This window comes from Aquibacillus kalidii (assembly GCF_014280935.1).
GTDB lineage: Bacteria > Bacillota > Bacilli > Bacillales > Amphibacillaceae > Aquibacillus_D > Aquibacillus_D kalidii.
This window is the reverse complement of record NZ_JACLZI010000066.1, coordinates 98,685-113,685: the sequence shown is the minus strand read 5'-3', so window position 1 is coordinate 113,685 and position 15,001 is coordinate 98,685. Positions and strand designations below refer to the sequence as shown.

Genomic DNA, 15,001 nt, shown 5'->3' with positions numbered 1-15,001 from the left:
TTTCTCATGGCAGTAGAAAAAACAATGAAGATTACAGACGAAACAGGTGTACACGCACGTCCAGCAACAGTGCTAGTTAACAAGGCAGGAAACTTTGCATCAGATGTGACAGTAGAGTATAACGGAAAATCAGTAAACCTTAAATCAATCATGGGTGTAATGTCTCTTGGTATACCTAAAGATGCAGAAATCAAAATTGTTGCAGATGGTTCTGATGAGCAAGAAGCTTTAGATGCTATTGTAGATGCAATCAAATCAGAAGGACTAGGAGAGTAATTCTTAATGAGTAATATAAGCGGTATCGCAGCTTCAAGCGGAATTGCAATTGCTAAGGTTTATAAGCTTGCAGTTCCGGACCTTTCTTTTGAAAAAAAGAAAGTAGATGACACACAAGCAGAAATCGAGCGCTTAAACAAAGCGCTCGAGATCTCTAAACAAGAACTAGAAAAAATCAGAGAAAATGCACGTAAATCTCTTGGAGACGAGCATGCAGAAATTTTCTCTGCTCACTTACTTGTTCTTAGCGATCCTGAATTAATCAACCCAATCCAAGATAAAATTAATTCAGAAAATGTTAATGCAGAATCAGCACTTGATGAAACAGCTAATATGTTCATCGACATGTTTAAAGCAATGGATAACGAGTACATGAGAGAGCGTGCTGCTGACATTCAAGATGTTACCAAAAGAGTGATGGCTCACTTACTTAACGTAACATTCCCTAATCCAGCTCTAATTGACGAAGAAGTTGTTGTAGTGGCAGAGGATCTAACGCCTTCAGACACTGCACAATTAAACAAGCAATTCGTTAAAGGATTCACAACTAATATCGGTGGCCGTACTTCTCACTCTGCAATTATGGCTAGATCTCTAGAAATTCCTGCAGTAGTTGGGACAAAAACGATTACCTCTTCTGCTCAGCGTGATGAAATGATCATTGTTGATGGGATTGATGGGGAAGTTATTTTAAACCCAACCGAAGACGAACTTGCTACTTATAAGCAGAAGCAAGAAGATTTCGAAAAACAAAAACAAGTATGGGCACAATTAAAAGACGAACCTACTATATCTGCCGATAATCAGCATGTAGAGCTAGTAGCTAACATCGGTACACCAGAGGATGTTGTTGGTGTAATTAATAACGGTGGTGAAGGTGTTGGTCTTTACCGTACAGAGTTTTTATACATGGGTAAAAGTCAACTTCCAACTGAAGACGAACAATTTGATGCTTATAAATCAGTTTTAGAGCAAATGGGTGACAAACCTGTCGTTGTTCGTACGTTGGATATCGGTGGCGATAAAGAGCTTAGCTACTTAAAGTTACCGGAAGAAATGAATCCATTTTTAGGCTTCCGCGCCATTCGTTTATGTTTAGAACGTGACGATATATTCCGCACACAGTTACGTGCATTACTTCGTGCAAGTGTTTATGGAAACTTGAAAATCATGTTCCCAATGATCGCTACACTAAACGAATTCCGTCAAGCTAAGGCACTTCTTTTAGAAGAAAAAGCTAACTTAACTAATGAAGGTGTAAAGGTTTCAGATGATATTGAGGTTGGTATTATGGTAGAGATTCCATCTACTGCAGTTATTGCACGCCAATTTGCTAAAGAAGTAGATTTCTTTAGTATTGGGACAAATGACTTAATCCAATACACAATGGCTGCTGACCGTATGAACGAGCGTGTTTCTTACCTTTATCAGCCGTACCATCCTGCAATCCTTAACCTTGTTAATAACGTTATCGAGGCTGCTCACGCAGAAGGCAAATGGGCTGGTATGTGTGGAGAGATGGCCGGTGATTCTATTGCAATCCCAATCTTGCTCGGTCTTGGATTGGACGAGTTTAGTATGAGTGCTACATCTATCTTACCTGCACGTACACAAATTAGAGATCTTTCTAAAGAGGAACTTGCTTCTTTCAAAGATCAATTACTTTCTATGGACACTGCTGATGAAGTAGAAGCGTTTATTAGAGAGAAAACAAATCAATAATAACAATCAAGGAAGCCTCTAGGTATTTCATCTGTGGCTTCCTTTTTTTGTTGGAATTGTATTACATTTGCCTTTTGAATTTAAAAATAACTGATCCTTGAACAATAAATGTAAGTAATACTAATACCCAAATACAATCGCGGTAAACACTAAACGATAGTGAATCAACATAGTTATGATAGCTCTCCACAATTAGCCAACCTATTGGGAAAATGGGTGATGACATCATGTAGGAGGTTGTAATAATTTGCTTACCTCGCTCATCCTTCCCTTCTTCTCCCCATATAAATTTCAATGACACAAATAGGCAAATTAGGAATATAGGAACTAAGATCACTGATAAAACTAACATCACTCTTCCTCCCCTGTCTCGTATTGAAAAACTTCATTAATATTTTTTTCAAAAAGAAGCGCTATTTCAAAAGCTAATTTTAAAGAAGGATTATAACGATTATTTTCTAGAGAGATGATCGTTTGTCTGCTTACACCGACATATTCTGCTACTTGTTTCTGTGACCACTTTTTTTCTGCCCGGAGAACGGCAAGTCGGTTTTGAAGGCAACCCGTTGTTTTTAATCCCAATCAAAAACCTCCTTTTTAATATGTATAATATATGGTAATATATTTTTTACTTTAAGTAAAGTATTTTTAACATTTAGTATGGTTTATTTTACCTAGATTTTATGAAATTCAGACAACCTTCCATGCAAAGTCATTAGGCTATATGAATATTTGTTGGTCATTTAAAGCAAATTAAGACAGAAGTGATTTTTCAAAAGGAGTTGGACATGTTGAAAAACAACAATATCTCAACAATGAAGGACCAAACTCAGCTAGCACAGGCTCAACAATCCATTATGCATCTTCAAAACACGATTACACAAGCCGAGAGCCATCCAAATAGTCAAGTAATGGAACAGATCCAAAACTCTCTTAAACGTGCTGAGAGTTCCTTAGAACAGGCAGCACAGGTCACTGAGAATCAAGAAGCACTTGATCTTGCTCGTAGAGAGTTAGATCAGCAAAAACAAACTTATCAACAAATGACATCCCGTACGATGGATTAATATGTGAAGCCTCATGAGACACTCTCATGAGGCTTTTATAGTGGTGTGGCACATAAGTATTGGCTTTTGGCACATATACTTGCCTAACTGGCACATAAACACTGCTTATTGGCACATAACTCCCCCTTATTGGCACATTTGTCTCCTAAGTCGGCACATAAACCTCTACACCCTCTAGCCAAACTAAAAAAGCTGCTAGCGAGGTTTTCCCCACTAGCAGCTTTCGTGTAAATCAATTATTTATTTAAGTTGTAGAAAGAAGCAAGACCAAGGTATTGGCCAGTTCCTACTAATTCATCTTCAATGCGAAGAAGTTGGTTGTATTTCGCAACACGGTCTGTACGTGATGGAGCACCAGTTTTGATTTGTCCAGCGTTTGTAGCAACTGCGATATCAGCAATTGTTACATCTTCTGATTCACCAGAACGGTGTGAGATTACTGCAGTGTAACCAGCACGTTTAGCCATTTCGATAGCATCGAAAGTTTCAGTAAGTGTACCGATTTGGTTCACTTTAACAAGGATAGAGTTTCCTACACCTTGCTCGATACCTTGCTTAAGTTTCTTCGTATTTGTAACGAATAAATCGTCACCTACTAATTGAACTTTATCACCAAGACGATCAGTTAATAACTTGTGACCTTCCCAGTCGTTTTCATCAAGACCATCTTCAATAGAGATGATTGGATATTTGTTTGTCATTTCTTCATACCAGTCAACCATTTCAGCAGAAGTACGTACTACGCCTTCCCCTTTAAGGTTGTATTTTCCATCTTCGTAGAACTCAGAAGATGCAACGTCCATTGCAAGCTTCACTTCTTCTCCTGGCTTGTAACCAGCAGCTTCAATCGCTTCAATGATTGTAGAAAGAGCTTCTTCGTTAGAGCTTAGGTTTGGTGCGAAACCACCTTCATCACCAACACCAGTGTTAAGACCTTTTCCACTAAGAACTTTTTTCAGGCTGTGGAAAATTTCAGCTCCCATGCGAAGTGCTTCACGGAAAGTTGGAGCACCTACAGGCATGATCATGAATTCTTGAATATCAACGTTGTTATCAGCATGCTCTCCACCGTTAAGGATGTTCATCATTGGAGTTGGAAGAGTTTTCGCATTGAATCCACCAAGGTAAGTGTAAAGTGGAACACCTACATGGTCAGCAGCAGCATGAGCTACAGCCATAGAAACACCAAGGATAGCGTTAGCACCTAATTTACCTTTGTTTTCTGTTCCATCAAGCTCAAGAAGTAATTCGTCAATAACAACTTGACGCGTAACGTCTAGACCTAATAGTTCTGGAGCAATAATTTCATTTACGTTTTCAACTGCTTTTAAAACACCTTTACCAAGGTAACGAGCTTTGTCACCATCGCGTAATTCAACTGCTTCATATTCACCAGTTGACGCACCACTTGGTACGATAGCAGAACCAAATGCTCCTGATTCTGTAAATACTTCTACTTCTACTGTTGGGTTACCACGAGAGTCTAATACTTCACGTGCATAAACATCTGTAATGTATGGCATTGTTTGTTTCTCTCCTTTTAATATCAATTAATATTATTTTTTAATTAAAGATTTACCTGTCATTTCTTTAGGTTGTGCCACTTCTAGTAAGTCTAGTAATGTTGGGGAAAGGTCACCTAATATTCCACCGTCACGTAACTCAATACCTTCTTTCGTTACAATAACTGGAACAGGGTTGGTTGTATGAGCTGTCATTGGATTCCCATCTAAGCTCACAACTTCGTCCGAATTACCGTGATCAGCAGTAATAATAGCATGCCCACCCTTTTCGATAATCTTATCAACAATTTTACCTAAGCACTCATCTACAGCCTCAATCGCTTTAATTGTAGGCTCTAGCATACCAGAGTGACCAACCATATCTGGGTTAGCAAAGTTCAAAATAATAGCATTTTGATTACCTTCGTCTAATTCCTTAAGTAATGCATCTGTCACTTCATAAGCACTCATTTCAGGCTTAAGATCGTAGGTAGCTACTTTAGGAGAATCAATTAGAATTCGTTTTTCACCAGGAAATTCTTTTTCACGACCACCACTCATAAAGAAGGTTACGTGAGGATATTTTTCTGTTTCAGCAATACGAAGCTGATTCAGATTGTTTTGAGAAAGAACTTCTCCAACAGTATTATCTAGATTGACTGGTTTATATGCAACAAATCCATCAACTGTTTCACTAAAATTAGTTAACCCTACGAAATACAAGTTTTTAGGTGCATGTTCCCCGCGATCGAAGTCACGGAAGTCATCGTTAGCAAACGTACGAGAGATTTGAATCGCACGATCTGGACGGAAGTTATAGAATATTAAAGAATCTTCGTCTTGAATTGTTGCAATTGGTTGATCGTTCTCATCTGTTAATACAGAAGGAAGAACGAACTCATCGTAAATTCCATTAGCATAAGAATCCTCAATTAATTCGATTGGATCCTTATATTTAGGTCCTTCACCGTAAACCATCGCGTCATAAGCTTTTTTCACACGGTCCCAACGCTTATCGCGGTCCATGGAATAGTAACGGCCTGATAAACTAGCAAGTTTACCAACACCATTTTCTTTCATTTCATCAAGAAGAGCTTGCACATACTTCTTGGCTGATTTTTGGCCGACGTCTCGACCATCTAAAAAGCCATGAACGTAAACTTCTTTAAGACCCTTCTTCGCAGCTAATTTTAAGACTGCATACAAGTGTTCAATATGACTGTGAACACCACCGTCAGATAAGAGACCAAACACGTGAAGTGCTTTTTTTCTCTGAATAGCTGTTTCTACAGCTTCTAAAAGCACTTCGTTATCGAAAAAGTCACCTTCACGAATAGAAAGATTAACTCTTGTTAAGCTTTGATAAACAATTCTTCCTGCACCGATGTTCAAGTGACCAACTTCAGAGTTACCCATTTGACCTTCAGGAAGTCCAACAGCTTCCCCACTAGCCACTAATTGGTTATGTGGATATTGGTTCCAGTAACGATCGAAGTTTGGCTTATTAGCTTGTGCCACCGCATTACCCTTAACTTCATCACGGAAAGCGAATCCGTCCAAGATAATTAGTGCGGCTAATTTATCTTGACTCATTTCGCACCAGCCTCCACTAATTTCAAGAACGAATCAGCTTCTAAGCTTGCTCCACCTACTAATGCACCATCAATGTCGGATTGAGATAATAGCTCATCCACATTTGCTGGTTTTACACTTCCGCCGTACTGAATACGAACAGCTTCAGCAGCATCTGCAGATACAGCTTCGGCAACAACTTTACGGATGTGTGTACAAACTTCATTGGCTTGCTCAGAAGTAGCTGTTTTACCAGTTCCGATCGCCCAAATTGGTTCGTATGCAATAATAGTAGCTTTAACTTGGTCATCACTTAGACCTGCAAGCGCCTTTTTCACTTGGTCTTCTACAAGTGTCATTGTTTCATTGTTCTCACGTTGTTCAAGTGTTTCACCAACACAAACAATAGGTGTTAGGCCATGATTAAAAGCTGCGTGTGTTTTCTTGTTTACTGTTTCATCCGTTTCAGCGAAATACTCACGGCGCTCAGAGTGACCAAGCACAACATAAGTAACACCGATATCTTTTAACATTACCGGACTAACTTCCCCAGTAAATGCACCATTGTCTTCAAAGTGCATGTTTTGTGCAGCGATTTTCACATCAGATCCTGCAGCTTTTTCAACTAATTCAGCTAGGTAAGGAAATGGAGCACAAACAACAGACTCTACTTTGTCACTAGCAGGCACGTTTGATTTTGTATCTTCAATGAACTGTACTGCTTCAGAACGCACCTTGTTCATTTTCCAGTTACCTGCAATTACTTTTTTACGCATGCTAACACCTCTCCTTAATTATTTATCACTTAATACATCTACACCTGGTAATACTTTACCTTCCATAAACTCAAGGGAAGCACCACCACCAGTAGAAATGTGATCCATTTTATCAGCGAAGTGGAATTTTTCAACTGCAGCAGCTGAATCCCCTCCACCAATAACAGTGTAACCATTAGTTTGAGCTAATGCTTCTGCAACTGCAATTGTACCGTTTGCGAATGCTTCAAGTTCGAATACACCCATTGGTCCGTTCCAGATTACTAGCTTCGAATCTTTAACGATAGAAGCATATTTTTCACGAGTTTTAGGACCAATATCCAACGCTTCAAGATCAGCTGGAATTTTATCTATATCTACTTCTTTGATATTAGCATCATTAGAAAAGTCATCAGCAACAATTGCATCAACCGGTAGAACCATGTTGACACCTTTGTCTTTCGCTTTTTGCATAAATTCTTTTGCTAAATCAATCTTATCTTCTTCTAGTAACGACTTACCAATTTCATGCCCTTGTGCTTTGATGAAAGTATAAGCAAGACCTCCACCGATGATAAGGTTATCTACTTTATCTAAAAGATTATCGATAACACCGATCTTATCCTTAACTTTTGCACCACCAATAATAGCAGTGAATGGACGTTCTGGATTAGATAAAGCTTTTCCAAGAACCTCTAACTCTTTTTCAAGTAAGAAACCAGCAGCAGATGGTAAATGTTCAGCCACACCAGCAGTTGAAGCATGCGCACGGTGAGCTGCACCAAATGCATCATTTACATAGAAATCAGCCATTTTAGCAAATTCTTTTGCCAATTCTGGATCATTCTTAGTTTCACCTGGATTAAAACGTACGTTTTCAATCAGCAATACGCTGCCATCACTAAGCTCAGCTAATGCTTTGTCTACTTCAGGACCATAAACTTCATCTGTTTTCGTAACAGTTGTATTAAGCAGTTCGCTTAGGCGTTTTGCCACAGCATCTAGTCTTAATTCTTCTACTACCTCACCTTTTGGTCTACCTAGGTGACTAGCTAGAATTACTTGTGCACCTTGTTCAACTAAATGTTGAATCGTAGGTAACGCTGCTTTAATTCTAGTATCATCTGTTACTTCACCATTGCTCATTGGTACGTTGAAATCAACACGGCAAAATACCTTTTTACCGCTAAGGTTTACATCACGAATCGTTTGCTTATTCATCGTATTACCTCCTTGGGCTCTTTCAATCTTATGTAAGCTTCTAAGCGAAACTGTACAAGTTACAATAGAGAAAATGGGAGGAGGATTGATCCCCCTCCCATTTAAATTTCCTTAAATTACTATTTTCTATACAAGATCTAATTAAAGACCTTGTTTTTTAAGGAATACAGCTAAATCTACACAACGAGTAGAGTAACCCATTTCGTTATCATACCAAGATACTACTTTAACAAGGTTGCCTTCCATAACCATTGTAGAAAGTGCATCAATAGTAGAAGAATGAGGATCTCCTACGTAGTCAGCAGAAACTAATGGCTCTTCGCTGTAACCAAGGATTCCTTTAAGTTTTCCTTCTGCAGCTTCTTTGAATGCAGCGTTCACTTCTTCAGCAGTTACATCTTTATCAAGTTCTGCAACTAAGTCAACTAATGAACCGTCTGGAGTAGGTACACGCATAGCCATACCATTTAATTTACCTTTAAGTTCAGGAAGTACTAGAGACACTGCTTTTGCAGCTCCAGTGCTTGTTGGAATAATGTTTTCCGCAGCAGCACGAGCACGACGGTAATCCTTATGTGGTAAATCAAGGATTTGTTGGTCATTAGTATAAGAGTGAACAGTTGTCATCATACCGCGTTTAAGACCAAAGCTATCGTTAAGTACTTTTGCAAATGGTGCAAGACAGTTTGTAGTACAAGAAGCGTTTGAGATTACGTGGTGGCTTCCAGCATCATATTTGTCATCGTTAACACCCATAACAATTGTAATATCTTCATCAGAAGCAGGAGCAGAAATAACTACTTTTTTAGCACCAGCATCAAGGTGTTTCTTCGCATCGTCACGAGCAGTAAAGCGTCCTGTAGATTCGATAACTACTTCTACACCAAGATCTCCCCAACCAAGGTTAGCAGGATCACGTTCTGATAGTACTTTGATTTCTTTTCCAGCAACTACAAGATTTGAACCATTTACAGTTACTTCTTCTTCCAGCTTTCCGTGAACAGAATCATATTTCAATAAGTGCGCAAGCATGTTTGCATCAGTTAAATCGTTAACTGCAACAACTTCTACCTCACTATTTTTAAGAGCTTGACGAAATACGTTACGTCCAATACGACCAAAACCATTAATACCAACTTTTACAGTCATTCTTGTTTCCTCCTTGTTTTTCATATATATAATTAAAGGGAAATTCCCTTTATTAACTCTTTTGCAGCAGCTTCATCTGTTATTAAAATACTGCTCTTCCCCTGTTTGAAAAATGAGGTTATTGCCTTTGCTTTGGATGTTCCACCTGCGACTGCAATGACACAATTAGACTTATATAAATCTTCTAATTGAATACCTACAGTTCTAACTTTATGGACAACTTCACCTTCATTATCAAAATAATAGCCAAATGCTTCACTTACTGCTTTTCCACCCATAATCTTTTTTAAAACATCCTCAGATGCTTTTCGACGTTTTGCCATCGTAATGGCATCACCTATACCATGAATAACAACAGCAGCTTCTCGAATCAGACTTAAAACTTCTTTTACAGATGGTTCTTCAATAATGGATTGATAAGACTCTTCACTAAGTTGATCAGGTACATATAACAAACGATAGTTCCCATTTGCCTTTTTGGCCATTTCGGCACAAATTGTGTTCGCTTGATTTTCCACCCGTTCCCCAAGACCTCCTCTTGCAGGAACAAACATACAATTTTTCGCACGTTCTAGCGGTGTCATCATTTGCGCAACAGCAGCCATGGATGTTCCACCAGTTACAGCAACCGTTTCATCAGACTTAAGAAGTGACTTTAGGAAATGTACACATGCTTTTCCTAGTTCTTGTTTTACCCAATCATGCTCATCACTATTACCTGGAATCACAATTACTTTTTCTAAATTCAATTTTTCTTGAATGTGTCGCTCTAAAACACTAAACCCAGAGACCTCATTCATAAATTCTGAAAGTTTTTCCAGTATCTCGTAACCTGGATTAGTTAAATGCATTCCTTTTGCGGTAACACCTATGAATCCATGCTTGCTAAGAAAATCAATTTCACTACGGACTAGTCTTTCTGTCATTTCCATTGTGTCAGCAAGTGTTCGCCGACCAATCGGTTCCATTAATTGAATGTATTGCAGAATTTTATATCGTCGCTGCATGACTTCGAGCAAATCAGGGAATAATTTTTCTTGAAGATCGATCAAAGCTCTCATGACGTAACTCCTCTTTCCATTACTGGGTGCTGGGATAATTATGTCCCTGGTAGTCATATTGTGTCCCACAAGCGCCAAAAAAAATCCATTTCCAATAATTATTGTATCAGATGCCTCAATTTACCACAACTAATTTCTACATTTTTTTTATGACTTTATTGCTTGAAGGATTGTATCATAATTTATTTGACCATAATCAACTTCGATCCCATCTACTTCCACTACTGGAATCATCAACTGATATTTTTCTAGAAGAATATCATCTGTATAAATATCTACTTCTTTCCATTTAAAATCTACTTCTTCTTTTACTACTAATAGTAATTGTTTGGCATCTTCACACAAATGACAATTACTTTTGGTGTAAAGCTTAATAGTTTTCATCCTTTACCCTCCAGCTATCCTATTCCCACTATATTATTTTGCAAACGAAAGAAGGAGCTAATTTAGCTCCTCCCCCTTTACTTCAATGCTTTAAGTGCTGCATCTGTCATTTCTTTAAGGATACCCGCGGAATTGTGAAGCTTCTGCTTCTCTGTTTCATTTAGTTCTAATTCAACTACTTGTCTAATCCCGTACTCATTAACAATGGCAGGTACACCTAAATAGACATTATCTAGTCCATATTGACCTTCTAAGAGGGTTGAAACGGTAACGATTGAATTTTCATTATGAAGAATTGCTTTTGTCAGTCTCATTAGCCCTAATCCAATGCCATAATAAGTTGCACCTTTGCGTTCAATGATATGGTATGCAGCATCTCGAACATTTTCAAATATTTTAGTCATTTCTGGATTATTTTCTACATCATCGATTTTGGCATATTTACTTAAAGGAATACCACCGATTTGAACATGGCTCCATACTGGTAACTCAGAGTCTCCATGCTCCCCAATAATATAGGCATGTACGTTTCTGGAATCAATCTCAAAATGTTCGCTTAGCAAATAACGGAATCTTGCTGTGTCTAGAATTGTTCCGGAACCAATAACTCTTTCTTTTGGTAAACCTGAAACTTCTAATGTAACGTGGCTAAGAATATCGACTGGATTTGTCGCCACAAGAAAAATTCCTTTAAAGCCAACTTCCATGACACTAGTAACGATGCCTTTAAATATTTTAGCATTTTTAGAAACAAGGTCTAAGCGAGTTTCTCCTGGCTTTTGGTTAGCACCCGCAGTGATCACAACTAAATCAGCATTGCTACACTCCTCATAACCTCCAGCTCTAATTTTCATCGGGGAAGCAAACGGCATACCATGGTTTAAATCTCGTGCTTCTCCCTCTGCCTTCTCTCTATTCACGTCAATTAATACTAGCTCATTTGCCACACCTTGATTTAATAAAGCATAAGCATAGCTAGAACCCACTAATCCAGTTCCAATTATAACTACTTTTCTTGATTTTGTTAGAGTATCGACCACTAGTAACCATCCTTTCTAAACCGAAAAATTGAATATATCTTAACTATATCTTATTTTGCCTACATTAAAAACAATAGATGATATTTAATTATGACAAATTAGTTACTATGAGATTGCCCATTGCTTCTATATTCATACATTTACTAAAACTCTGCAGTAACTGAAAAGGTCGTCTAAGGTGGTGAATTCCTACTGTTACTATAATTTCGCAACGTATGGAGTCCTCTAACGTAGTGAATTCTTACGGCTTCTCTTTTTTCGCGACGTTAGAAGCTTTCTAACGTTGCCAATTCATACAGCTTCTTCATTTTCGCGACGTTAGGAGCTCTCTAACATAGCCAATTCATAATGTTTCTCCAATCACACAACGCTAGAATTAACCTTACGTGACAAATTCAACAGCGTCGCAAGCAAATTTACACTCATCTAGTAAAAAATAAAAAATGGAGATATATCTCAACCATGCAATAAAAAAGCAAGAAAGTTTACGGAAAAAGCCTTTACTATTTTGCCGAAACAAGTGGCCTTAACTGTGAATCTATGAACCTATACCCTACCAAATTGGGTTGATTCTCCAAGATAGTTCTGATTTGTTTCCCTTCTGCTACTACTCGCCAACAATTTATCTTTTTACTTGATTCAGAAACAAACCATTTTTCAATCACATTGATTCCTCGATTACTTTCTAGCGAACCGATTAGTAACCACTCTTGGATATCACTAGCTTCTTGATAAGAATACGATACGTCGTTTACTAATGTGGGAATCTCGTTTGCTGTATAAATAGAAACAAGATCTTCTACAATTGCACTCGCTGTAGGATACGCACCTGCTCCTGGTCCTTGAAGCTTAAGTTCACCAACCAAATCGCCGGTGATTACAACGGCATTATCTACTCCCTCAACAGAATATAGAGGATGTTCGTTAGATACTAATAATGGTTTAACACTAGCGGTGACAGAGTTTTGTTTTACTTCAATGGAGGCAACCAATTTAATTCGATGTTCAATTGACTTTGCAGCTGCATGGTCAATCGTATCCATTTGTCTTATGCCATCCCTAACTACTTTATTCCAGTCAGGCTGCTCACCAAATAATAAATCACATAATATCATTAGCTTATAAAAAGCATCCCAACCATCAATATCATTCGTTGGATCCGCTTCTGCATAACCTTTTGCTTGAGCTGCTAGGAGAGATTCTGTAAATGAGGTTTGGTTTTGGCGAATATCACTCAATATATAGTTGGATGTACCATTAAGAATAGCGTCAATTTTAATAACCGAATTAACACGCAAAATATGCTTTAACGTACTTATTACTGGAATACCACCCGCAACAGCTGCCTCATATTGTAAGCGAACGTTGTTTTCTCTTGCTCTTTCACGAAGTTCTTTCCCTCTATGAGCTAGAAGTTCTTTATTAGCTGTAATCACATGAATCCCCTTCTCCAATGCTTTCATGAGATAGGTGTAGCCGGGCTCGACTCCGACTATAGCTTCTACGACAACATCTAGCTCATTAATTGTTAATAACTCATCTATATCCTGTGTAAGTATTGCATTAGAGGAAATATTTCTTTTTTTGGTAGGATTATGTACGAGTACACCGACTATTTCAACATGTTTTCCTAGTAATTTTTCTAAACGCTCTTGATGCGTATCGATCGCTTGGTAAACTCCTTGCCCAACTGTTCCTAAGCCAATTAACGCTATTCTTAAATTGCCCATCTTTTCCCTCCTAGCTAATCGTCCCTTTATATCTCTATATTTGTAACCTATATTTGAGAAGATGTCCCCATTTCTCAAATTCAACTAGGAAACCATCATGCCCAAATTGGGTATCAACATGATCAAGCGATGCGTCCGCTTTATTTTCCTTCATCATATAAACAAAATCTTCTAAATCCTTTGTTGGAAATAATAGGTCCCCCGCAAACGTAACCGCATGAAGACGGGCCTTGATCGATAATAAAGCCTGTTTCCATCCTCCACGACCTCGACCAACATCATGGGTATCCATCGCTCTTAATAAATATAAGTAACTATTTGCATCAAAACGCTTCGTTAATTTTTCCCCTTGATAGTCTAAGTAAGATTCAACTTCATAATTGATTTCATCATGTGAAGTCCCGTTGTTACCTCTTTGCTCTCTTCCAAACCGTTCACTAAATAGTTCACTCGTTCGATACGTCACCATCCCTACCATTCGCGCTAGGCTCAAACCATCTTCAGGTTTTGTATCAAAAGAATAATTTCCACCATTCCAGTTTGGATCTTGTCGAATCGCTAATCGCGCAATAGTATTAAAGGCAATTGCGTAGTCATTTAAAAATGGAGTAACCGCAATCGGAAACAATGCATCCATTTTATCTGGATACATAATGCCCCATTCCAGTACTTGCATTCCACCTAAAGAACCACCTATAATTGCCTTTAAATGTGAGATCTTCATCTTATGAAGCGCCTGATATTGCGCATTTACCATATCCCGCACTGTGATGAAAGGAAAATTGGATTGGTAAGGTTTTCCTGTCTTAGGGTTGATGCTTAAGGGCCCTGTTGATCCATTGCACCCACCAATAACATTGAAGGAAAGAACTTGGTAATCATCTAAATTTATATACCCTCCTGGCTTGATTAACTTTGCCCAGTAACCTGGTGATTCCTTTTCACCTACTGCCTCTTGTGTTCCGGTAAGTGCATGGCAAATGAGGATAGTAGGATTTTTAGCTGAACCTACACGTTCATAGGCCAATTGAGCCTCTTGAATTATTTCACCTGATTCTAATTGCAAATCCCCAATATTAATTGTTCCAGTTTCCCTAGGTAGGGCGACCGACACCTTCATAGGAAATCTCCACCTTCCTCTTATCCATCCCCACTTTTGCTTTTTAGAAGAGCAGACATAAAAAGCCTCTTTTCGCCATATGGCTGCCCCTAAGTTTTGCATAACAAAAAAAGCCTCCCCATATAGATAGAGAGACTTCTAAAATCCTATTTCTCTCTTATCTTCCAAGCAAATATTGCTCAGCAGGAATTGGCACCTTGTTAAGTTACAAGAAACTTAATGGTTGCCGAGGCTTCGTAGGGCCAGTCCCTCCACCTCTCTAGATAAGAACTATTCAAATATTTTAGTTGCGCATTTATAGTTTTCACATTATTCTGCTAAAAGCAGTCTAGCATGGGAATAGATTAGTGTCAATAAGATCACGATAGAACTTAATACAATCTAAACATTTTTCTTGACCAT

Annotated in this window: 15 protein-coding genes and 1 riboswitch; of the genes, 3 read left to right on the top strand and 12 right to left on the bottom strand. The window is 38.3% G+C overall.

Features of this window, described 5'->3' with window-relative positions; genetic code table 11:
- The first annotated feature begins 6 nt into the window (after window positions 1–6).
- Both H7K77_RS20885 and ptsP read left to right on the top strand, forming a co-directional pair.
- The gene (locus H7K77_RS20885; protein ID WP_186580946.1) at window positions 7–276 is read left to right on the top strand and encodes a phosphocarrier protein HPr; all 270 of its coding nucleotides are present in this window, start codon (window positions 7–9) and stop codon (window positions 274–276) included.
- 6 nt (window positions 277–282) lie between these two features.
- Window positions 283–1,998, top strand: coding sequence for a phosphoenolpyruvate--protein phosphotransferase (gene ptsP / locus H7K77_RS20880; protein ID WP_186580944.1), 1,716 nt, complete (start codon window positions 283–285; stop codon window positions 1,996–1,998).
- 61 nt (window positions 1,999–2,059) lie between these two features.
- Here the strand turns inward: ptsP and H7K77_RS20875 are convergent, their stop codons facing one another.
- On the bottom strand, window positions 2,060–2,350 hold the full coding sequence (locus H7K77_RS20875) for a hypothetical protein (RefSeq protein ID WP_186580943.1): 291 nt from the start codon (window positions 2,348–2,350) through the stop codon (window positions 2,060–2,062).
- On the bottom strand, window positions 2,350–2,580 hold the full coding sequence (locus H7K77_RS20870; protein ID WP_186580941.1) for a helix-turn-helix transcriptional regulator: 231 nt from the start codon (window positions 2,578–2,580) through the stop codon (window positions 2,350–2,352). The genes H7K77_RS20875 and H7K77_RS20870 overlap by 1 nt, the downstream gene beginning before the upstream one ends.
- Before the next feature lie 206 nt (window positions 2,581–2,786).
- Between H7K77_RS20870 and H7K77_RS20865 the strand changes: the two genes are divergently transcribed.
- Window positions 2,787–3,065 (top strand): hypothetical protein, encoded by a 279-nt coding sequence (locus H7K77_RS20865; protein WP_186580939.1) that lies wholly within the window; start codon window positions 2,787–2,789, stop codon window positions 3,063–3,065.
- Window positions 3,066–3,301: 236 nt separating this feature from the next.
- Here the strand turns inward: H7K77_RS20865 and eno are convergent, their stop codons facing one another.
- From eno to metX, 10 genes are all read right to left on the bottom strand, one after another.
- A complete protein-coding gene (gene eno, locus H7K77_RS20860) occupies window positions 3,302–4,588 on the bottom strand; it encodes a phosphopyruvate hydratase (protein WP_186580937.1) in 1,287 nt (428 codons plus the stop codon).
- A 33-nt stretch (window positions 4,589–4,621) separates the two neighbouring features.
- Window positions 4,622–6,160, bottom strand: a complete 1,539-nt coding sequence (gpmI, locus tag H7K77_RS20855; RefSeq protein WP_186580935.1) for a 2,3-bisphosphoglycerate-independent phosphoglycerate mutase — start codon at window positions 6,158–6,160, stop codon at window positions 4,622–4,624.
- Window positions 6,157–6,915 carry a triose-phosphate isomerase gene (gene tpiA, locus H7K77_RS20850; RefSeq protein WP_186580934.1) on the bottom strand — a complete coding sequence of 253 codons (759 nt, stop codon included), beginning with the start codon at window positions 6,913–6,915 and terminating at the stop codon, window positions 6,157–6,159. Before tpiA ends, gpmI begins: the two co-directional genes overlap by 4 nt.
- An 18-nt stretch (window positions 6,916–6,933) precedes the next feature.
- Entirely contained in the window at window positions 6,934–8,115 is a 1,182-nt protein-coding gene (locus H7K77_RS20845; RefSeq protein ID WP_186580932.1) for a phosphoglycerate kinase, read from the bottom strand.
- A 141-nt stretch (window positions 8,116–8,256) separates the two neighbouring features.
- A complete protein-coding gene (gene gap / locus H7K77_RS20840; RefSeq protein WP_186580930.1) occupies window positions 8,257–9,264 on the bottom strand; it encodes a type I glyceraldehyde-3-phosphate dehydrogenase in 1,008 nt (335 codons plus the stop codon).
- Between the two features lie 32 nt (window positions 9,265–9,296).
- Entirely contained in the window at window positions 9,297–10,325 is a 1,029-nt protein-coding gene (locus H7K77_RS20835) for a sugar-binding transcriptional regulator (protein WP_186580928.1), read from the bottom strand.
- A 147-nt stretch (window positions 10,326–10,472) separates the two neighbouring features.
- Window positions 10,473–10,709: a glutaredoxin family protein gene (locus H7K77_RS20830; protein ID WP_186580926.1), complete on the bottom strand. Its 237-nt coding sequence runs from the start codon at window positions 10,707–10,709 to the stop codon at window positions 10,473–10,475.
- A gap of 77 nt (window positions 10,710–10,786) precedes the next feature.
- Window positions 10,787–11,749 (bottom strand): L-lactate dehydrogenase, encoded by a 963-nt coding sequence (locus tag H7K77_RS20825; RefSeq protein ID WP_186580924.1) that lies wholly within the window; start codon window positions 11,747–11,749, stop codon window positions 10,787–10,789.
- A 503-nt stretch (window positions 11,750–12,252) separates the two neighbouring features.
- Window positions 12,253–13,479, bottom strand: a complete 1,227-nt coding sequence (locus tag H7K77_RS20820; protein ID WP_186580922.1) for a homoserine dehydrogenase — start codon at window positions 13,477–13,479, stop codon at window positions 12,253–12,255.
- Window positions 13,480–13,513: 34 nt separating this feature from the next.
- Entirely contained in the window at window positions 13,514–14,701 is a 1,188-nt protein-coding gene (metX, locus tag H7K77_RS20815; protein WP_235989032.1) for a homoserine O-acetyltransferase MetX, read from the bottom strand.
- Between the two features lie 52 nt (window positions 14,702–14,753).
- Window positions 14,754–14,869: riboswitch (SAM riboswitch) on the bottom strand.
- Between the last annotated feature and the right edge of the window lie 132 nt (window positions 14,870–15,001).